This window comes from Plantactinospora sp. WMMB334 (genome assembly GCF_049179095.1).
Lineage (GTDB): Bacteria > Actinomycetota > Actinomycetes > Mycobacteriales > Micromonosporaceae > Plantactinospora.
This window is the reverse complement of record NZ_JBMHME010000002.1, coordinates 873,423-891,800: the sequence shown is the minus strand read 5'-3', so window position 1 is coordinate 891,800 and position 18,378 is coordinate 873,423. Positions and strand designations below refer to the sequence as shown.

The 18,378-nt window shown below is 72.3% G+C and carries 19 protein-coding genes; 10 read left to right on the top strand and 9 right to left on the bottom strand.

All coding sequences use genetic code 11. The features are described 5' to 3' along the window. Positions 1-418 precede the first annotated feature (418 nt). Positions 419-1,099, bottom strand: coding sequence for a DUF998 domain-containing protein (locus tag ACN27G_RS03810; RefSeq protein ID WP_421491394.1), 681 nt, complete (start codon positions 1,097-1,099; stop codon positions 419-421). Between the two features lie 392 nt (positions 1,100-1,491). Here ACN27G_RS03810 and fxsT point away from each other — a divergent pair, with 392 nt between their 5' ends. Both fxsT and ACN27G_RS03800 read left to right on the top strand, forming a co-directional pair. Continuing rightward, complete coding sequence (gene fxsT / locus ACN27G_RS03805; RefSeq protein WP_421491393.1) at positions 1,492-3,675, top strand: FxSxx-COOH system tetratricopeptide repeat protein; 2,184 nt, start codon at positions 1,492-1,494, stop codon at positions 3,673-3,675. Positions 3,676-3,713: 38 nt separating this feature from the next. Then, on the top strand, positions 3,714-4,160 hold the full coding sequence (locus ACN27G_RS03800; RefSeq protein WP_421491392.1) for a hypothetical protein: 447 nt from the start codon (positions 3,714-3,716) through the stop codon (positions 4,158-4,160). Positions 4,161-4,181: 21 nt separating this feature from the next. Here the strand turns inward: ACN27G_RS03800 and ACN27G_RS03795 are convergent, their stop codons facing one another. Together ACN27G_RS03795 and ACN27G_RS03790 are read right to left on the bottom strand one after the other, a co-directional pair. After that, on the bottom strand, positions 4,182-4,622 hold the full coding sequence (locus ACN27G_RS03795; protein ID WP_421491391.1) for a hypothetical protein: 441 nt from the start codon (positions 4,620-4,622) through the stop codon (positions 4,182-4,184). Then, positions 4,622-4,873 (bottom strand): hypothetical protein, encoded by a 252-nt coding sequence (locus tag ACN27G_RS03790; protein ID WP_421491390.1) that lies wholly within the window; start codon positions 4,871-4,873, stop codon positions 4,622-4,624. Before ACN27G_RS03790 ends, ACN27G_RS03795 begins: the two co-directional genes overlap by 1 nt. A gap of 253 nt (positions 4,874-5,126) precedes the next feature. Here ACN27G_RS03790 and ACN27G_RS03785 point away from each other — a divergent pair, with 253 nt between their 5' ends. The 3 genes from ACN27G_RS03785 (at position 5,127) to ACN27G_RS03775 (ending at position 6,470) form a co-directional block, all read left to right on the top strand. Beyond that, entirely contained in the window at positions 5,127-5,912 is a 786-nt protein-coding gene (locus ACN27G_RS03785) for a helix-turn-helix domain-containing protein (RefSeq protein WP_421491389.1), read from the top strand. Between the two features lie 36 nt (positions 5,913-5,948). Next, positions 5,949-6,134, top strand: coding sequence for a DUF397 domain-containing protein (locus ACN27G_RS03780; RefSeq protein ID WP_421491388.1), 186 nt, complete (start codon positions 5,949-5,951; stop codon positions 6,132-6,134). Positions 6,135-6,284: 150 nt separating this feature from the next. Then, entirely contained in the window at positions 6,285-6,470 is a 186-nt protein-coding gene (locus ACN27G_RS03775) for a DUF397 domain-containing protein (RefSeq protein WP_421491387.1), read from the top strand. Between the two features lie 36 nt (positions 6,471-6,506). On the opposite strand, the gene ACN27G_RS03770 is transcribed toward ACN27G_RS03775, so the two are convergent. The 4 genes from ACN27G_RS03770 to ACN27G_RS03755 form a co-directional block, all read right to left on the bottom strand. Then, positions 6,507-7,547: an ROK family protein gene (locus ACN27G_RS03770; RefSeq protein WP_421491386.1), complete on the bottom strand. Its 1,041-nt coding sequence runs from the start codon at positions 7,545-7,547 to the stop codon at positions 6,507-6,509. 137 nt (positions 7,548-7,684) lie between these two features. Next, a complete protein-coding gene (locus ACN27G_RS03765; protein WP_421491385.1) occupies positions 7,685-8,809 on the bottom strand; it encodes a cystathionine gamma-lyase in 1,125 nt (374 codons plus the stop codon). Continuing rightward, on the bottom strand, positions 8,806-9,801 hold the full coding sequence (locus ACN27G_RS03760; protein ID WP_421491384.1) for an NAD(P)H-dependent glycerol-3-phosphate dehydrogenase: 996 nt from the start codon (positions 9,799-9,801) through the stop codon (positions 8,806-8,808). The genes ACN27G_RS03765 and ACN27G_RS03760 overlap by 4 nt, the downstream gene beginning before the upstream one ends. Then, a complete protein-coding gene (locus ACN27G_RS03755) occupies positions 9,798-10,565 on the bottom strand; it encodes a lysophospholipid acyltransferase family protein (protein ID WP_421491383.1) in 768 nt (255 codons plus the stop codon). Before ACN27G_RS03755 ends, ACN27G_RS03760 begins: the two co-directional genes overlap by 4 nt. Positions 10,566-10,737: 172 nt before the next feature. Here ACN27G_RS03755 and cofC point away from each other — a divergent pair, with 172 nt between their 5' ends. The 5 genes from cofC to ACN27G_RS03730 all read left to right on the top strand — a co-directional run bounded on the left by cofC (position 10,738) and on the right by ACN27G_RS03730 (position 16,781). Continuing rightward, positions 10,738-11,409 (top strand): 2-phospho-L-lactate guanylyltransferase, encoded by a 672-nt coding sequence (cofC, locus tag ACN27G_RS03750; protein WP_421491382.1) that lies wholly within the window; start codon positions 10,738-10,740, stop codon positions 11,407-11,409. A 91-nt stretch (positions 11,410-11,500) separates the two neighbouring features. Continuing rightward, positions 11,501-11,698: a cold-shock protein gene (locus tag ACN27G_RS03745; protein WP_421491381.1), complete on the top strand. Its 198-nt coding sequence runs from the start codon at positions 11,501-11,503 to the stop codon at positions 11,696-11,698. A gap of 357 nt (positions 11,699-12,055) precedes the next feature. Then, positions 12,056-14,290: an RNA degradosome polyphosphate kinase gene (locus tag ACN27G_RS03740; protein WP_421491380.1), complete on the top strand. Its 2,235-nt coding sequence runs from the start codon at positions 12,056-12,058 to the stop codon at positions 14,288-14,290. Positions 14,291-14,313: 23 nt separating this feature from the next. Continuing rightward, complete coding sequence (locus ACN27G_RS03735) at positions 14,314-15,843, top strand: CHAD domain-containing protein (RefSeq protein ID WP_421491379.1); 1,530 nt, start codon at positions 14,314-14,316, stop codon at positions 15,841-15,843. Beyond that, entirely contained in the window at positions 15,831-16,781 is a 951-nt protein-coding gene (locus ACN27G_RS03730; RefSeq protein ID WP_421491378.1) for an NUDIX hydrolase, read from the top strand. The genes ACN27G_RS03735 and ACN27G_RS03730 overlap by 13 nt, the downstream gene beginning before the upstream one ends. A gap of 220 nt (positions 16,782-17,001) precedes the next feature. On the opposite strand, the gene ACN27G_RS03725 is transcribed toward ACN27G_RS03730, so the two are convergent. Both ACN27G_RS03725 and leuD read right to left on the bottom strand, forming a co-directional pair. Further along, on the bottom strand, positions 17,002-17,592 hold the full coding sequence (locus tag ACN27G_RS03725; RefSeq protein WP_421491377.1) for an HU family DNA-binding protein: 591 nt from the start codon (positions 17,590-17,592) through the stop codon (positions 17,002-17,004). A 174-nt stretch (positions 17,593-17,766) separates the two neighbouring features. Beyond that, on the bottom strand, positions 17,767-18,354 hold the full coding sequence (gene leuD, locus ACN27G_RS03720; protein WP_421491376.1) for a 3-isopropylmalate dehydratase small subunit: 588 nt from the start codon (positions 18,352-18,354) through the stop codon (positions 17,767-17,769). Between the last annotated feature and the right edge of the window lie 24 nt (positions 18,355-18,378).

The window sequence follows — 18,378 nt, the reverse complement described above, 5'->3', positions numbered from 1 at the left end:
GGTGCCCCACGCCCCCTGCTCCGCCCGGTCCGGGTCGGCGGACAGGGGGCGTGGCGGTTCACGGCGACGCCCGCCCGTCCGTCCGCCTCTCCGTATCCGGGCGTGCCCCGGCCTCATCGCCCACTCCAGGACCGGCAGACACCTCCGTGGGACGCTGTCGAGCTGGGTGCAGGAACGGGGCACGACATTCCGGCTGCTATCCCCGCACCGGCCGACAGCCGCACAGAGCCGACAGCCACACATGCCGATGGGCGCACAGAGCCGACAGCCACACATGCCGATGGGCGCACAGAGCCGATGGGCGCACATGCCGATGGGCGCACAGAGCCGATGGGCGCACAGGCGGGGCAGCTCGACAGCGTCGGAACCGGACACCTGGGTCCCGGAGCCCGCCCGCATCGCGGCCCACTCCGAGCAGCTATGACCGGTGGCCGCGGCCCGGCGATCCGGTCAAGCGTCGCGGGCCGGCGGTGATCCGGTACAGCCTGCCGACCAGACCCGCGAGCAACGCCAGCTCGACAAGGACCAGGATCCGCTCGACCAGCCCCATCATCACCCGCTCGCCGGGAAACGCGACGTAGTAGAGCGCGAGCAGGGCGAGCACGCTGGTCACCGCGAGCGCCCGCAGCCGCTGTACGGCATCATGCCAGCGGGCGTCGGCGGCGAGCCGCCGGACCGCCAGCAGCGTCGCGACCGGCAGGGCGACGAAGGCGGCCACCGAGACGAACCGGTGCACGTAGCCCTGGGTACTCAGCTCGACGACGTGGAGCGGATCGGTAGGGATCAGCGCCGAGGCGATCAGCCCTCCGCACCAGATCAGCAGCAGCGTCTCGGCGAGCCGTCCCACGTCGACCCGGACGGCGCGCAACGCCAGCGGTACGGCGAGCGAGCTGACCCCGAGGGCCAGGATCGCCAGGTTCATCGGCCAGCCGTTGCTCGACACCGCGTAGTCGCTGATGGTCAGGGTCAGCGGACTCATCCCGGGGGCGGGCACAAGGTGCGCCGCGACGCCGAGGACCGCCGTCACGAGCAGGCCGAGCGCCGCGACCAGGGTGAGCGGTCGGGCGGTCCATGGCTGTGGTTGAGATCCGGACGTCATACGACAAGCGTCGTCGCGCCGGTACGGAGGCGAATCCGGCGCGATCCCGGACCGATCCCGGGGTTCGGCGACCCTGAGCAGGTCAGGGTCGGGTTTTCCTCACCGCCGGCACTACCCCCAGCACCATCGACACCGACACGCCGCCCTGGCACACGGTTTTCCGGCGTACGTGTCTTGTCATGCTTCCGACTGACCGCCGCCGAGCGTGGCAGGTACGTATGTCCGATCCCGGTTCGGCTGATCTTCTATCAGTCGGTGATCTGACCTGGTGCCGTTTCCTGATCATCTTTCTCGGGCTTGCCCGTTCGTCTCGTCAGTTGTGCGGCATCGCGGAGTGTCGCTGATGGATGTTGGCTTTGTAGGATGACGCGCGGCAGATGGGAGGGCGGTGGGTGGGCGACGCGGCATCGGGTAAGGATTTCTTTATCAGCTACGCGACCGAAAATCGCGCGTGGGCCGAGTGGATCGCCGTGCAGTTGGAGCAGGCGGGCTATTCGACCGTGTACCAGTCGGCGGATTTTCGACCAGGCCGCGATTTCGTCTTCGAGATGCAGGGGGCGGTCACGTCCGCGCGCCGAATGATCGCGGTGCTGACGCCGGCCTATCTGGTCTCGGTCTTCGGTGGCGCGGAGTGGCGGGCGATGTACCTGCGCGATCCCACGGGTGAGCGTGGGTTGTTGCTTCCGGTGCGGGTGCAGCCGTGCGAGCCGACCGGCTTCCTGGCGTCGCGGGTGTATGCGGATCTGGTCGACACGGATGAGCCGGCGGCCCGAAAGAAGTTGCTGGCCGCCGTGGACGAGGATCGACCACGCCCGTCGATGGTGGATTTTCCTGGCCGGGGCGGAATGCGGTTTCCGGGCGCCGGGCCGGTGGTGACGAATCTGCCGACGCGGAATCCGGTCTTCACCGGCCGGAGCGAGGTGATCCAGTCGGTGTGGGAGGGGTTGCGGACGGGCGGTCCGTCCGCAGTGGTGTCGGGCGCGGTGCATGGCCTGGGCGGAGTGGGCAAGACGGCGGTTGCGACGGAGTACGGATACCGATTCGGCAGCGACTACGACGTGGTGTGGTGGGTCGACGCGCAACAGCCGGCGACGGTGCCGGCGCAGCTGACGGGGCTCGGCCGCAGACTGGGAGTGCTGCCGGAGATGGTGGACGACCAGGACGCGGTGGCGGCGGTCTTCGATCATCTGCGGGGTCGTGACCGGTGGCTGCTGGTATATGACAACGCGGAGCGGCCGTCGTCGCTGTCGGGGTTGATACCGGCGGGCGGGGCCGGGCATGTGCTGGTCACCTCGCGCTGGCCGGACTGGCGCGCGCGCGGCCGTGTGGTGCGGTTGGAGGTGTGGTCGCGGGAGGAGTCGGTGGCGTTTCTGCGGGCCCGGACGCAGCACGTCGACGAGCGGTTGTTGGGTGAGTTGGCGGAGTTGGTGGGGGATCTGCCGTTGGCGGTGGAGGAGGCCGCCACCTACCTGTCGCAGACGGGCGAGGATCTGGCGGTCTATCTGGAACTGGTGCGGGAGCGGTCGCGGGAGTTGTTCGCGGTCTCCGATGCGGCGGAGGGTGCGGACGGGCGGCGGGTGGCGACGGTGTGGACCTTGTCACTGACCCGGGTCGGCGAGGATCAGCCGCTGGCCGGAGAGTTGCTGAAGCTGTTGGCGTTCCTGGCTCCGCGCGTCCCCCGGCAGTTGCCTGCGGCGGCGCCGGACACACTGCCAGCGGAGTTGGCGGCGGCGGTGACCGACCGCTTGGCTCATAACCGGCTGTTGGATGCGGTGGGCCGGTATGCGTTGGTCGGGCTCGACCCGGACGTGATCGAGATGCACCGGCTGGTCCAAGCGGTGGTTCAGGCCCGGCTCGGCCGCGAGCAGGAGGAGCAGTGGGCGACGGCGGCCGTGACTCTGATCCGGCAGGAGTTCCCGGACGACAGTCGGGAGCCGGTTCGCTGGCCGTCGTGCCAACAACTGCTACCGCACCTGCTGGCCGTGACCGGTCACGCCCGAAGGCTAGGCGTCGCTGCGGAAGAGGTCGGCTGGTTGCTCGCCGGGGCGTCGAGCTATCTGCGAGAACGGGGTCAGTATCAGCAGGCCGAGCCTCTCGCCCGCGACGCACTCACCATCACCCGCAGCGCGCTCGGCCCCGACCACATCGAGACCGCCAACCGGCACGATGCGCTCGGCGGCGCGTTGCGGGACCTGGGCCGGCTGGAGGAAGCACACGCCCAGTACCAGCAGGCACTCACCATCAGCCTGACCGCCCTCGGCCCCGACCACCCCAACATCGGCAGCTGGCGCAACAACCTCGGCGGCGTGCTGCGGGACCTGGGCCGGCTGGAGGAAGCACACACCCAATTCCAGCAGGCACTCACCATCGGCCTGACCGCCCTCGGCCCCGACCACCCCGACATCGGCATCCGGCGCAACAACCTCGGCAACGTGTTGCGGGACCTGGGCCGGCTGGAGGAAGCACACACCCAGTACCAGCAGGCACTCACCATCAGCCTGACCGCCCTCGGCCCCGACCACCCGCAGACCCGGACCATCCGTGACAACCTTGATCGATTAGAGGGGCGGGAGTAGAGGGACAGGCCCGGTGTCAGCCGCCGGAGAGGACTGTGATGAGTGACCCGTCGGACATCGTGCTCGCGTACTGGAACGAGCATCGTCAACAGCTACGGCAATCCGAGAACCAGCGTGCCACCACCACCAACTTCGTACTGGTCATCACCGCCGCGCTGAGCGGGCTCATCGTCCAGCAGAAGTTCGCGACGACGACGATAGCCCTGGGCGCCCTGATCATCCTGGTGGGACTGTTCGGCGCCCTCGTCGCGGCGAAATATCACGAGCGGGCCGCTTACCACCTCAACCAGGCCCGGGGGCTCACCGCCACGCTCAAGAGCACCGGCGCCCTGCCCGACGACGCCAATATCACCGAGCGCCGCGAAGCCCACTACGACACCTATCCTCGGCTGCACCGCATCCGCCTGCACTGGCTCTGGACCAGCCTCAACCTCGCGATAGCCGCGTACGGGATCATCCTCACCACGATTTCGATCGTCCGGTAGTCATCACGGCCTTCGCAGTCGTCACGGGCTGCCGGAGGTGCCTCGCCGGTCTGGACGGTGCCGGGCCGACGACGGCGCGCTTGTTGCGTGTCGGGATGCCGGGATCGCCGGTGGATCGACTGCCGTAGGCGCGGGGAGGGCGGCGTCCCGGCGGGCGAGCGCCCACGTGATCATGCGGTGTGTCGGTACCCATCCGAGGAACCGCGCGTGCAGCTCGGCCGGGTTGGGCGCCGGGTTCGGGCAGAGCCGGTAGAGATCTCCGGCCGCCTCGAAGAGGGCCGAGCCGAGATAGACGAAGAGCGAGAGCGGCTCCTGCCGGAACTCCTCGGGCAGGGCGGCCCTGGCCCAGGCGCACGGCCACGGATGACCGCACTGGCGGCAGGTCCACAAGGGCCGCCGGGGCGAGTGCGGCCGGTTCGGGTCGGTCAGCGCCGCCAGGTCCCGCAGCACGACGATGCCCATCACCGGTCGGTCCCGGTCCGGGCGCCCGCTGGGGGCGGGCCGATCGGCTCGTAGCGCACGACCTCCGGCACCGGCGAGGAGGCGCGCAGGCCCGCCCGGTACTCCTCCTCGGTCATCGGCCGGACGAACGGCTGGTACGGCGTCGGCACCAGTGTGGCCGAGTCGGGGCAGCGCCAGCGGTGGCCGCACCGGCAGTACCGCCAGAGCCGCCGCCAGTCCCGCCGGTGTCGCTTCCCCTTCCGGAATGCCATCGGGTCACCTCTCAGCTCGCCGGGAACAGGACCAGGAAGGGGCGGGGAGGGCCCGTTCCGCTCGAGCCCGTCCCCGCCCCGTTGACGGAAGTGGCCCACCCGGGGGCGGGATTGCCGCCCCGCACCCCGGCGTGTCGATGGGCCGATGTGATGGCTCCTCCGTCTGCCCTCCACCCTGGACCAGAGGCCACCCGGAGTGGAAGATGAGCCATAGAGAGTATCGAGAGATATCGCTCAGTTGATCAGGAGTGGAGTGGAGTACGTGAACGACATCCGCGAGATCCTCAGGGAGCACCGGAGGCGGGCGAAGCTGACCCGGGATCAGGTGGGGGCGGCAGTCGGGCTCAGCGGAGCGTCGATCGCCTCGTTCGAGCAGGGCCGGATGATCCCCCAGCCGGACACGGCCGAACGCCTCGACGCGCATTTCAAGACCGGCGACACGTTCCAGCGGGCCGCCCAGGAGGCCCGGGATGACGCCCGGCCGACCTGGCTACGCCCCTGGGCGGAGCACGAGCTGCGCGCCACGATGCTCCGCTCCTTCGAGCACAGCCTGATCCCCGGCCTGTTGCAGACCGAGGCATACACCCGGGCGCTCCTGCGTAGTGGCCGGCTGCCGGAGGACGTGATCGACCGGACGGTGCAGGTCCGGCGGGAACGGCAGGCCGCCACCGTCGACCGGCCGAACCCGCCGATGCTCTCCGCGCTCATCGGGGAGGTGGCCCTGACCTACGGGCCGTCCGACGTCGTCAAGGGCCAACTGGAGCACCTGCTGGAGGCGAGCCGCCGCCCCCAGGTGCAGATCCTGGTGGTGCCCCGGACCGCCGGCCTGCACCCTGGCCTGGCGGGGGCGTTCGTGCTGGCGACCCTCCCCGCCCGGACCCGGGCCGTCTACCTCGACGACCAGCTGCGCGGCCGTACCGTGACCGAGGGGGCAGACGTGGACGAACTGGAGCGCTCCTGGGAGATCGTCCGGGGTCTGGCCCTGCCCGTAAGCTTGTCGCAAGAGCTGATCGCGAGAGCGATCGGCGATCTTGACTGAGCCGCACCCGAGCCACAAGTGATGCCGGAGACGACAATGACCGAGCCGAGCTGGCGCAAGAGCAGCCGCAGCAGCACCAACCAGGGCAACTGCGTGGAGGTTGCCGACAACCTCCCCGGCCGCGTGCTGGTCCGGGACACCAAGAACCGCGACGGCGGCACGCTCACCTTCGACCCCACCGCCTGGCGCGCCTTCGTCGACCTGGCGAAGTCGCACGGCTGACCGCCGGCCCAGGCCCGACGGTCAACACATCCGGTCGGGGTCGCCGCGCCATCGTCCGAAGTCTGGCCCTGCCCGGAAGTTTGTCGCAAGAGCTGATTACGAGAGCGGTCCGCAACCTTGCCTGAGCCACAAGTGATGCCGGAGACGACAATGACCGAGCCGAGCTGGCGCAAGAGCAGCCGTAGCGGCACCAACCAGGGCAACTGCGTGGAGGTTGCCGACAACCTCCCCGGCCGCGTGCTGGTCCGGGACACCAAGAACCGCGACGGCGGCACGCTCGCCTTCGACCCCACCGCCTGGCGCGCCTTCGTCGACCTGGCGAAGTCACCGGGCTGACGCCACAGGGCTGACGGCGGGGCGAACGCCCGGCGCTCAGACGACCGGCGCCGCCGCGCCGTCGAGCAGCTTCAGCGCGGCGATGGCGGCGCCCCGGGCGCCCGCCATGTCCAGATCGGGTACGAGCGCGAACCGCGCCCGCTCCGCCTGCTCGGCGCGGAGCGTGGTGTGCTCGCGCACCCTCGCCAGGAACCACTCCCGGAACTCCGGCGTCGCCTCGACCACCCCACCCCCGACGAAGTAGCCGTCCGGGTCGGTGAAGTTGGCGACGATGGTGAAGAGCCGCCCCAGCGCCATCGCCTGCTGCTCGAAGATTTTCCGCGCCATCGGGTCGCCGTCGATCCCGTACGCCCGCACCTGCCTGGCGGCGCGCCCCCGGTCCAGGTCGCCGAGCGGGTGCCCGGCGTAGCGGGTCAGCCAGTACGGCAGCAGGTTGCGCCGGATCGCGGTGAGCGAGGCGACGCTCTCCACGTCGCCGACGAAGCCGCAGTTGCAGGTCGGCACCGGCTGCCCCTCGGCGAGCAGCCCGAAGAGCGGGATGTGCACGTGCCCGAGTTCGCCGGCCATTCCGGCGGTGCCGGTCACCACCTCCCCCCGCTCGACCACGCCGCCGCCGAGGCCGGTGCCGACGATCGCCGAGACCGACGACCGGTTCGGCGCGTCGGCGCCGAAGAAGGAGTGGTGCGCGTAGAGCGCCGCCGCGTTGCCGTCGTTGTGATAGACCACCGGCAGGCCGAGCCGCCGTTCGAGCGCGCTGCGGATGTCGTAACCGCGCCAGGCCGGCTGGGAGAAGTTCGTCGAGCCCTTCGACGAGATGACCCCGGCGGCGCTGGCCGGCCCCGGGGTGTCCAGCCCCACCGCCCGGACCTGGTCGGGACGGGTGCCGGTCCGGGTCAGCACCTGCTCCATCGACTCCGCCAGCGCCTCGACGGCCGCCTCGGGCCCCTCCAGCACCCGGCACGGCGTCTCGACGAGCTGGTCGACCAGAAACCGCCCGGTCGCGTCGAGAACCGTGGCGTTGTTGCTGTTTCCGCCGTTGTCGAGCCCGACCACCACCGGTATCTCGGATTTCGCCATGGTGTGCCTCCCGGGTACGACGGTCGGTTCGGGCCGACATCGCCGGCAGACCGATCTCAACATCGCCAGCCGACCGATCTCAATACCCTGCCGCACGCCGGGTTATCCCGCACCCCCGGCCGCTTGCCCGGACCGTGTCAGGCACCGCCGGCCGCGTCGAGCGCCGTCGTCAGGTCGGTGACCAGGTCGGCGGTGTCCTCGACCCCGCAGGAGAGCCGCACGAAGCCGTCCGGCACGTCGTCGCCCCACTGGGCCCGCCGGTCGGCGCTGCTGTGCAGGCCGCCGAAGGAGGTGGCCGCGAAGACCAGCCGGCTGGCGGTCAGGAACCGCGCCACCCGGTCGGCGTCGCCGAGGTCGAAGGCGACGATGCCGGGCATCCGCCGCAACTGCCGGCTGGCGACCGGGTACGCCGGGTCGTCGGCGAGCCCCGGCCAGCGTACGCCGGAGACGTCGGCACGGTCCCGCAGCGCCGCCGCCACCGCCGCCGCGTTGGCGCTCTGCCGCGCGAGCCGCAGGTCCAGTGTGGCCAGTGACCGGTGGGCGAGCCAGGCGTCGAAGGGGCCCGGGACGGCGCCGGTGCTGGTCCGCCAGGCCCGGATCACGTCCAGCAGCCCGGCGGTACGGCTGGCCACGTAACCGAGGAGCAGGTCCGAGTGCCCGGTCAACGCCTTCGTGCCGGAGGCGACGACCAGGTCGGCACCGAGGTCCAGCGGGCGCTGGCCGAGCGGGGTCGCGGTGGTGTTGTCCACGGCGAGCAGCGCACCGGCGGCGTGTGCCCGCGCCGCCAGGTCGGCGAGATCGCAGACGTCCAGGCCCGGGTTGGCCGGCGTCTCGACCAGCACCAGCCGTACGCCGTCGAACGCCGGGTACGGGCCGGCGGTCGGCACGAAGTCGACGCGTACCCCGATGCCGCGCAGCGTCTCGGCGGCGAAGGCCCGGACCGGGTAGTAGCCGTCGGTGGGGAGCAGCACGGTGTCACCGGGCCGGAGCACCGAGAGGAGCACGGCGGTGATCGCGGCCTGCCCGCTGGCGAAGGCGAGCGCGCTTCCGCCCTCCAGCTCGCCGATCGCCGCCTCCAGGCCACGCCGGGTCGGGTTGTCCGGCCGGCCGTACCCGTTCGGGGTCGCCTCCGGCCCGGCCGCCGGATCGAGGTGGTACGGGGCGGCGAAGACCGGCCCCGGAAGGAACGGCTCACCCGGCACCGGCTCCGGCAGCCCGGCGTGCACGCACCGCGTGCCGTCGCCGTACGTCGACGCGGTCATTCCGGCCTCGGCTTCCGGCTCATCAGCACCGCCATCGCGGCGCGCGGGTCGGCGCCCTCGTGGCAGACCCGCTCGACCTGCTCGGTGATGGGCATCTCCACCCCGTGTGCCCGGGACAGGTCCCGGATCGCCAGGCAGCTCTTCACCCCTTCGGCGGTCTGCCGGGTCGCCGTCTGCGCCTGTTCCAGGTTCTCCCCCCGGCCCAGGTGCTCGCCGAAGGTGCGGTTGCGGGACAGTGGGGACGAACAGGTCGCGACCAGGTCACCGAGGCCGGCCAGGCCGGCGAAGGTGAGCGGATCGGCGCCGAGGGCCACCCCGAGCCGGGCGGTCTCGGCCAGCCCTCTGGTGATCAGGGTCGCCCGGGTGTTGTCGCCCAGCCCCATCGCGGAGGTCATGCCGTAGGCCAACGCGATCACGTTCTTCACCGCGCCGCCCAGCTCGCAGCCGATCACGTCGTCGTTGGTGTAGGGCCGGAAGTACGGCGTGTTGACCGAGGTCTGCACCAGGGTCGCCCGGTCCGTGTCGGTGCAGGCGACCACGGTGGCGGCCGGCTGTTCGTCGGCGATCTCGGGGGCGAGGTTGGGTCCGGAGACCACCACCACCCGGTCCGCCGCCACCCCGGCGGTCTCCACGATCACCTCGCTCATCCGTTTGGTGGTGCCGAGTTCGATCCCCTTCATCAGGGAGACAAGCGTCGAGTCGGGTTCCAGGTGCCGGGCCCACTCGGCCAGGTTGCCGCGCAGCGTCTGCGAGGGCACCGCCAGCACCACCAGGTCGGAGCCGCCGATCGCCTCGGCGGCGTCGGTGGTGGCCCGGACCGCGGCCGGCAGTCGCAGCCGGGGCAGGTAGTCGGGGTTGGTCCGGGTGGCCCGGATCGACTCGACCACCGCCGGCCGGCGGGCCCAGACGACCACCTCCCGCCCGGCGTCGGCGAGCACCTTGGCGAAGGCCGTACCCCAGGAGCCGGCGCCGAGGACGACAGCGTGCGTCATGCCATGTCCTCCGTCCGCTTCGGCTGGGTCGACCGGTCTTCCGTCCGCCGCTCCTCCGTCCGCCGCTTCGGCTGGGCCGACCAGAGCGGCGGAGGTGTCTCGGCGCGGACCTCGGCGAGCATGTCCCGGAGCCGCAGCATGATCGCCTCGGTCATCTCGTCGAGCACCGCCCGGGTCGGCGTCGCGCCGGCCCACCGGCTCAGGTCCACCGGCGGACCGGCGACCACGGTCACCGGGGTACGCGGCCGGAGGCTGAACTTCTTCGTCCGCGGATCGAAGATCCGCTCCGGCCCCCACATCACGACCGGGACCACCGGGGCGCCGGTGGCCAGCGCCAGCCGGGCGGCGCCGGTCTTGCCACGCATCGGCCACAACTCGGGCTCCCGGGTGGTGGTGCCCTCCGGATAGATCACCACCGCGCTTCCGGCCCGCACCGCCCGCTGCAGCGTCTCCAGCGACCTGGCCGCGTCCACGGTGCCGCGCTCCACCGGGATCTGCTGGCACTTCAGCAGGATCCAGCCGATCACCGGCACCCTGAAGACGCTGGCCTTGCCCAGATAGCTGGGCCAGCGGCCGGCGTCGTAGATGAAGTGTGCCGAGACCAGCGGGTCGAAGTGGGAGAGGTGGTTCGGCACGACGATGACGCCACCGGAGGCCGGGAGGTGCTCCATCCCGCTCCAGTCGCGCCGCGTCCAGACCGTCAGCACGGGCTTGACCAACATCACGGCGAACCGTCGCCAGAACCCCAGCCTGCGCCGTGCCACTCTGCCTCCTCGTCGTCCCAACCTCGCCGCCCGCAGCGAAATCATGCCTGCTCGCCCCCGGTACGGCCAGCCAGGGGTCAGGCGGGTCCGGAAGCGCCACATCCGGCCGGCCGTGCCGGGACGGGATGTACGTCGACGGGGAGGGTCGCGGGTGAACTGGCAGGATTGCCGCGTGGCAGAGCGGAACTGGACCGTGGTGGTGCCGGTCAAGCGCCTCGACGCGGCGAAGAGTCGGCTGCGTGGGGCGCTCGACGGTGTACCGCACGAGGCGCTCGCCCTCGCGCTGGCCGAGGACACCGCCGAAGCCGTGCTGGCCTGCCGGGCCGTCCGGGAACTGCTGGTGGTGACGGACGATCCGTCGATCGCCCGGAGGCTGGGACGGCTCGGCGCCCGGATCGTGCCGGAACCGCCGACTCCCGGGCTCAATCCCGCGTTCGCCCGGGGCGCGTCGCTGGTCCCCGGAGGACGGGTGGCGGCACTCACCGCCGACCTACCGGCGTTGCGGCCGGACGAACTGGCCGAGGCGCTCCGGGCCGCCGAGGCCGCCGAGGCCGGTGAACCGGGGGGCGGACCGGCGGGCGTACGGCGGTTCGTCGCGGACGCCCCCGGCACCGGCACCGTACTGCTCACCGCCGCTCCCGGCACGGCGCTGGATCCCCGGTTCGGCCCGCGCTCGGCGGCGGCCCACGCGGCCTCCGGCGCCCGTCCGCTCGTCGCCGCCTGGCCGACGCTGCGCCGGGACGTCGACACCCCGGCGGACCTGCGTGCCGCGACCGCGCTCGGGCTCGGCCGCCACACCGCAGCAGTGACCCGGCGGGCGGCACCGGCCGCCGCGGACCGCTGACCCGGCAGAGCGGTTGGCGGCCGTCGACCCGGCAGAGCGGTTGGCGGCCGGCGAGCGGTGTACGGCCGGTCGCCGGTGTACGGTGCTCGGCATGCAGGGCACGGTGGCCGACTACGATCCGCGCACCCGGACCGGCACGCTGCTGCTCGACGACGGCAGCCGGGTCGCCTTTCCCGCGAGCGCGTTCGACGCCTCCGGCCTGCGCCTGCTCCGGCTGGGCCAGCGGGTCCGGCTGGAGCACGACGCCAGCGGCGCGCTGGTCCGGATCACGCTGCCGACCTTCCCCTGAGCGGGGTCCCCGAGCGGGTCGGTCAAGTTCATTTTCCGTTAACCAGGCTCGGGCAATGATGGGACCGTGAGCACGCCGCCGTCCCGCCGCCCCCTTTCCGCACGCCAGCAGCGCTCCCGCGCCACCGAACGGTCGGCTCCCGATCGGGTATCGGACGCCACGGACGTCCCAGACGAATCATCGCAGACGGGTCGATCCCGGCGGTCGACGTCAGCCTCGACGCCGACGGCCCGAGCCGACCCCGGTCGCACGCCCCGGACCGGCCGTGCCTCCCGCGCTGCCCGGCCGGCCAGCCCCGGCGAACGGGTCGAGAAGACAGCAGAGACCCGGGGCGAGAAGGCACCGGAGCGCGATCCGGTGGCCGGGCCCGCCACCGAACCCCCTGCCGGGCCCGCCACCGAACCCCCTGCCGGGCCCGCCACCGAACCCCCTGCCGGGCCCGCCACCGAACCTCCTGCCGAGCCCGCCGCCCGCGCGCCGGTCGGGCCGGCCGACCCCCTGCCGCCGGAGCGGTTCCTCAACCGGGAGCTCTCCTGGCTCGACTTCAACGCCCGGGTGCTGGCCCTGGCCGAGGACCCGGACACCCCACTGCTGGAACGGGCCAAGTTCCTCGCCATCTTCGCCAACAACCTCGACGAGTTCTACATGGTCCGGGTCGCCGGGATGAAGCGCCGGCTCTCGGCCGGGCTGCCGGTGCGCGGCGGCGACCAGATGCCGCTGCCCACCCAGCTCGAACTGGTCTCCGAGCGCGCCGCCGAGTTGGTGGCCCGGCACGCGGCCTGCTTCGTCGACGAGGTGATGCCGAAGCTCGCCGCCGAGGACATCGCGGTGCTGCACTGGGACGAGTTGCCCGCCCCGGAACGGCAGCGGCTGCGGACGTACTTCCGGGAGCAGATCTTCCCGGTGCTCACCCCGCTCGCCGTCGATCCGGCGCACCCGTTCCCGTACATCTCCAGCCGGTCGCTGAACCTGGCCGTGGTGGTCCGGGACTCCGACGGCAATTCGGAGCTCTTCGCCCGGGTCAAGGTGCCGAACAACGTACCCCGGTTCGTCCGGGTCGAGCGGGACGCGCCCGGCAGCCGCTTCCTGCCGGTGGAGGACCTCATCGCCGCCCACCTCGACCAGCTCTTCTCCGGCATGCAGGTGATGGAGTGCCACCTGTTCCGGGTGACCCGCAACGCCGAGGTGGAGGTCGACGAGGACCGGGACGAGGACCTGCTCCAGGCCCTGGAACGCGAGCTGGCCCGCCGCCGGTTCGGCCCGCCGGTCCGCCTGGAGGTCGCCGCCTCCGTCTCCGACCACGTGCTCGACCTGCTGGTCCGGGAACTCGACATGGACAGCCAGGACGTGCTGCGGGTGCCGGGACTGCTCGACCTGACCGCGCTCTGGCAGGTCTACAACGAGTCCCACCGGTCCGACCTGAAGGACCCGCCGTTCGTGCCGGCCACCCATCCCCGGCTGGCGGAGGGCGAGGTGCCGCGCAGCGTCTTCGCCACCCTGCGCGACGGCGACATCCTGGTGCACCACCCGTACCACTCGTTCTCCACAAGCGTGCAGCGCTTCATCGAGCAGGCCGCCGCCGACCCCAACGTGCTCGCCATCAAGCAGACCCTCTACCGCACCAGCGGCGACTCGCCGATCGTCGACGCGCTGATCGACGCCGCCGCCGCCGGCAAGCAGGTGGTGGTGCTGGTGGAGATCAAGGCCCGCTTCGACGAGGTGGCCAACATCGGCTGGGCCCGGGTGCTGGAGCGGGCCGGCTGCCACGTGGTGTACGGGCTGGTCGGGCTCAAGACGCACTGCAAGACCGCGCTGGTGGTCCGGCAGGAGGGCGGCCAGATCCGGCGGTACTGCCACATCGGCACCGGCAACTACCACCCGAAGACGGCCCGGCTCTACGAGGACTTCGGCATGCTCACCGCCGACCCGGAGATCGGCGCCGATTTGACCGACCTGTTCAACGTGCTCACCGGCTACAGCCGGCAGAGGTCGTTCCGGCGGCTGCTGGTGGCGCCGCAGGGCATCCGGCGCGGGCTGATCGAGCGGATCGAGCGGGAGATCGAGCAGGCCCGGCAGGGGGTGCCGGGGCTGGTCCAGTTCAAGGTCAACTCGCTGGTCGACGAGGCGATCGTGGACGCGCTCTACCGGGCCTCCCGGGCCGGGGTCCACGTCGACCTGCTGATCCGCGGGATGTGCACGCTGCGGCCGGGCGTGCCGGGGCTGTCGGAGAACATCCGGGTGCGCTCGATCCTGGGCCGGTTCCTCGAGCACTCCCGGGTGTTCCGGTTCGGCAGCGGGGTCACGGCCGCCGGCGACGGCGGCGGGCCGGAGACCGGTGCCGAGTTCTGGATCGGCTCCGCCGACCTGATGCACCGCAACCTCGACCGCCGGGTGGAGGCGCTGGTGCAGGTCACCGACCCGACCGCGCGGGCCGAGCTGGACGAGCTGCTGACCGCCGCGATGAGCCCGGAGGTCGAGGCGTTCGACCTGACCGGGGACGGCGGCTGGACCCGGCGGAGGGGGAGCCTGGAGGCACCGCTGGTGAACCTCCAGGAGGCGCTGCTGCGCCGCTTCTCCGGGGCCGCCAAGTGACCCGCCCGGACTAGGCTGGACCGATGCTGGAGGAGGAGCGGAAGTACGACGTCGACCCCGACTTCACCCTGCCCGAGCTCGCCGGTGCGCTGCCGGACGGCGTACGCGTGGTGGAGCTCTCCCCGGTGACGCTCACGGCGATCTACCTCGACACCGCCGACCTACGGCTGGCCCGGGCCGGGGTGTCGCTGCGGCACCGGCGCGGTGACGACCTGCCCTGGACGGTGAAGCTGCCGGCCGACAGCCCCGGTGTGCGGCACGAGGTCTCCCGGCCCGGTCGGCGGAAGTCGCCGCCGGCCGAGCTGACGGCGCTGGTCACCGCATACTCGCGGGGCGCGGAGCTGGCGCCCGCCGCGGTGGTCCGGACGGTCCGCCGGGCGTACGAGCTGCGCGACGGCGCCGACCGGCTGCTCGCCGAGATTGCCGACGACGCGGTCTCGGTGCTGGACGGCAAGCGGATCCGCGCGACGTTCCGTGAGATCGAGGTGGAGCGCAAGGAGGGCGACGGTGACCTGCTCGACCTGGTCGAGGCGGCACTGACCGACGCCGGCGCCCGGGCCGGCGGTTTCACCCCGAAGCACGTCCGGGCGCTCGGGCCGGCCGCCGACGGCCCACCCGACCTGGTGCCCCCCGGCGAGCTGCCCGAGCCGCCGAGCGCCGGTGACGTGGTGGTCGTCGCGATCCGGCACGGCATCGGCCGGATCCTCGCGCACGACCCGCTGGTCCGGTTGCGGGCACCGGTCGGCGACGACGACACCGCCGTACACCAGATGCGGGTCGGCTGCCGGCGGCTCCGCAGCGACCTGCGGACCTTCGGGCCGCTGGTCCGCAAGGCGTGGGCCACGCCGCTGCGCGACGAGCTGAAGTGGCTGGCCGGCGTGCTGGGGCAGGCCCGGGACGCCGAGGTGCTGCGGGCCCGGCTGCACGAGACGGCCGCCGCCGACCCGCTCAGCCCGCTCGACGCGGAGGCGGTGGAGCGGATCGACCGGGTCCTCGCCGACCGGCACGACGCGGCGCTGGCCGCGGTCGACGAGGCGTTGGGCTCGCCGCGTTATCACGCCCTGGTGGAGTCGCTTGTCGACGCCGCCCGGGCACCCCAGCTGACCGCCCGGGCCGACGAGCCGGCCGCCGAGGTGCTGCCGCGGCTGGTCGCCCGGCCCTGGCACCGGCTCACCGACGGCGACGACGAGGTCGACGGCGCCGCCGATCTGCGCCGGGACGCCCCGGACGAACGCTGGCACGCGGTCCGGATCAACGGCAAGCGGGCCCGGTACGCCGTCGACGCCGTCGCCGGTGTGCTCGGCGGGGACGCGGCGAAGCTGGCCAGGGCGCTGTCGAAGGTGCAGAACCTGCTCGGCGAGCACCAGGACGCGGCGGTCGCGGCGGAGACCTGGCAGTCGATCGCGGCGGAGAATCCGGCCGACCACGCGGTCGCGGTGACCGCCGGCCGGCTGGTGGAGCGGGAGCGCGCCGCCATCCGCACCGCCCGCGCCGCCTTCCCCGAGGCGTGGGAGCGGGCGAGCCGGAGACGCCGGACGGCATGGCTGGCCTGACCCCGGTCCGGGCGGCGGGTGGCGTGGTCTGGCGCCGCTCCGCCGTCGGCGTGCAGGTGTGCCTGGTGCACCGTCCCCGCTACGACGACTGGTCCCTACCGAAGGGGAAACTGGATCCCGGCGAGCATCCGCTGACCGCCGCGGTACGCGAGGTGGCCGAGGAGGCCGACGTGCGCGCGGTGCCGGAGGTACGCCTGCCGCCGGTGCGCTACCTGATGCGCGACGGCACGCCGAAGACGGTCGAGTACTGGTCGATGCGGGCGGCCGGCAGCGGCGGCTTCCAGCCGGATACCGAGGTGGACGCCGTACGCTGGCTGCCGCTGCCCGAGGCCGCCCGGCTGGCCAGCTATCCGCACGACGTCCGGGTGCTGGAGGACTTCGCCGCGCTGCCGCCGGTGAGCGTGGTGCTGGGGCTCGTCCGGCACGCCCGTGCCGGCAAGCGGGGCACCTGGTCCGGCCCGGACACCGCCCGCCCGCTGGATGCCACCGGTCGGGCACAGGCCCGGGATCTGGCCGGACTGCTCGCGCCGCTCCGGCCGGGCCGGCTCCTCTCGGCGACGCCCCGGCGCTGCGTACAGACGCTGCAGGCACTTGCCGAACTCCTCGACCTGCCGGTGGAGGCGGATTCCGCGTACGACGAGCCGAGGCCGGGGCAGGACGCCGGGGAGAACGCGCTCGCCGCCGCCGGCGCCCTGCTGGAGCTGGCTCGGGCCGGGGCGCCCGCGGTGGTGTGCAGTCAGGGCAAGGTGATCCCGCCGGCGCTGGCCCTGCTGGCGAACCCGGCCACGGTCCCGGATCGGGGCCCCGGGTCGGTGGAAAGCTTCCGGGCCCGCAAGGGCACCGGCTGGCTGCTCGCCTTTGCCGGCGACCGGCTGGTCGCCGCCAGCCGGCTGGACGGCGCGGACCGGTTGGCCGGCGGCAGCGGCCTGGCGGCGTGACTGCGGCTCTGCGGGCCCGAACCGGCCGAGGGTACCCCGGGCATCCGATCCGGGGGTTCGCGCCGCTGGGCGGCCGCTGAGCGGCTCCAACACCCGCAGGGAAGGCGAGGGCAGTGCTGTCCCGGGGCAGACGGCGGGCCGGGGACAGCCGACGGCGGGCCGGGCGACGCGAAAGGGCGCCCCCGGACCAGCCGGAGGCGCCCTGCGGTGCAGAGCCGGCTCAGCGCCTGGCGGCCTTCTTGGCCGGAGCCTTTTTGGCGGTCGCCTTCTTGGTCGCCGTGGCGCGGGTGGACGTGCTCTTGGCTGCCGTCGTCTTCTTGGCCGTCGCCGTCTTCTTTGCCGTCGCCGTCTTCTTGGCCGTGGTGGCCTTCTTGACGCCGGTCGCCTTCTTCGCCGGAGCCGTCTTCTTCGCCGCCGCCTTGGTGGCGGTCTTCTTCGCCGGTGCGGCCTTCTTGGTCGTCGTCTTCTTGGCGGCGGTCGACCTGGCCGTCGACCCCGTGGTGGTCTTCTTCGCCGCCACGGTGTTCTTCGGGGCCTTGCCGCTGGCCACCATCTCCTTGAACCCGGCGCCCGGCCGGAAGGCCGGAACGGATGTCTTCTTCACCTTCACCGACTCCCCGGTGCGGGGGTTGCGGGCTGTTCGAGCACCGCGCACGCGCTTTTCGAACACCCCGAACCCGGTGATGGCGACCCGGTCCCCCTTGGTGACCGCCGCCTGGACCTCCGCGAGGACCGCGTCGAGCGCCGACGTCGCCGTCTTCCGGTCCCCCAGACGAGCGGCGAGAGCCTCGATGAGCTCGGCCTTGTTCACGACTTCCCTCCCAATGTGCAACTGGACTCAACGCGAGCCATTCTGCGCGCACGGTATGCCCTGTGCCACCGGGACACAAACATCTGCTCGAAAAAACCCATTGTGTCGCAACGGATTCGCCCCCGCCGGGCGAACCGGCGGGGGCGAAAACGGCTGTGCGGACGGCGGTTCGGCCTATGCCACCACGGGCCGGAAGGGGGATCGCCGGGTCTCGTACGCGGTGATGTCGGCCTCGTGCCGGAGGGTCAGTCCAATGTCGTCCAAGCCCTCGATGAGGCGCCAGCGGCTGAAGTCGTCGAGCGGGAAGGACCAGGTTTCCTCCCCGGCCCGGACCTCCCGGGCGGTCAGGTCGACGGTGATCCGCGCGGTGGGGTCGGACTCGACCAGCTCCCACAGGGCTTCGACAGCCTTCAATTCAAGCTCGACCGGAAGGAGCCCTTCCTTGAGAGCGTTCCCCCGGAAGATGTCACCGAAGCGGGGAGAGATGACGGCCCGGAACCCCCAGTCCCGCAGCGCCCACACAGCGTGCTCCCGGGAGGAGCCCGTGCCGAACTCCGGACCGGCAACCAGAATCGATGCGCCGGAATATGAAGAATCGTTGAGTACGAATGCGGAGTCCTCCCGCCAAGCGCTGAAGAGACCGTCGGCGAAGCCCGTCCGGGTCACCCGCTTGAGGTACACGGCGGGGATGATCTGATCCGTATCCACGTTGGACCGGCGCAGCGGGACCGCCGTGCCGGTGTGCACGGTGAACTTGTCCATCTCAGGTCAGCTCCATCTCAGGTC

Excerpts from the sequence above, each read along its gene's own strand:
- ACN27G_RS03735 (WP_421491379.1), top strand. The coding sequence starts at position 14,314 with ATGCTGGAGGAGGAGCGGAAGTACGACGTCGACCCCGACTTCACCCTG.
- ACN27G_RS03760 (WP_421491384.1), bottom strand. The coding sequence starts at position 9,801 with ATGACGCACGCTGTCGTCCTCGGCGCCGGCTCCTGGGGTACGGCCTTC.
- ACN27G_RS03810 (WP_421491394.1), bottom strand. The coding sequence starts at position 1,099 with ATGACGTCCGGATCTCAACCACAGCCATGGACCGCCCGACCGCTCACC.
- ACN27G_RS03745 (WP_421491381.1), top strand. The coding sequence starts at position 11,501 with ATGCAGGGCACGGTGGCCGACTACGATCCGCGCACCCGGACCGGCACG.
- ACN27G_RS03770 (WP_421491386.1), bottom strand. The coding sequence starts at position 7,547 with ATGGCGAAATCCGAGATACCGGTGGTGGTCGGGCTCGACAACGGCGGA.
- ACN27G_RS03795 (WP_421491391.1), bottom strand. The coding sequence starts at position 4,622 with ATGGGCATCGTCGTGCTGCGGGACCTGGCGGCGCTGACCGACCCGAAC.
- ACN27G_RS03790 (WP_421491390.1), bottom strand. The coding sequence starts at position 4,873 with ATGGCATTCCGGAAGGGGAAGCGACACCGGCGGGACTGGCGGCGGCTC.
- ACN27G_RS03730 (WP_421491378.1), top strand. The coding sequence starts at position 15,831 with ATGGCTGGCCTGACCCCGGTCCGGGCGGCGGGTGGCGTGGTCTGGCGC.
- ACN27G_RS03775 (WP_421491387.1), top strand. The coding sequence starts at position 6,285 with ATGACCGAGCCGAGCTGGCGCAAGAGCAGCCGTAGCGGCACCAACCAG.
- ACN27G_RS03800 (WP_421491392.1), top strand. The coding sequence starts at position 3,714 with ATGAGTGACCCGTCGGACATCGTGCTCGCGTACTGGAACGAGCATCGT.
- leuD (WP_421491376.1), bottom strand. The coding sequence starts at position 18,354 with ATGGACAAGTTCACCGTGCACACCGGCACGGCGGTCCCGCTGCGCCGG.
- ACN27G_RS03765 (WP_421491385.1), bottom strand. The coding sequence starts at position 8,809 with ATGACCGCGTCGACGTACGGCGACGGCACGCGGTGCGTGCACGCCGGG.
- ACN27G_RS03780 (WP_421491388.1), top strand. The coding sequence starts at position 5,949 with ATGACCGAGCCGAGCTGGCGCAAGAGCAGCCGCAGCAGCACCAACCAG.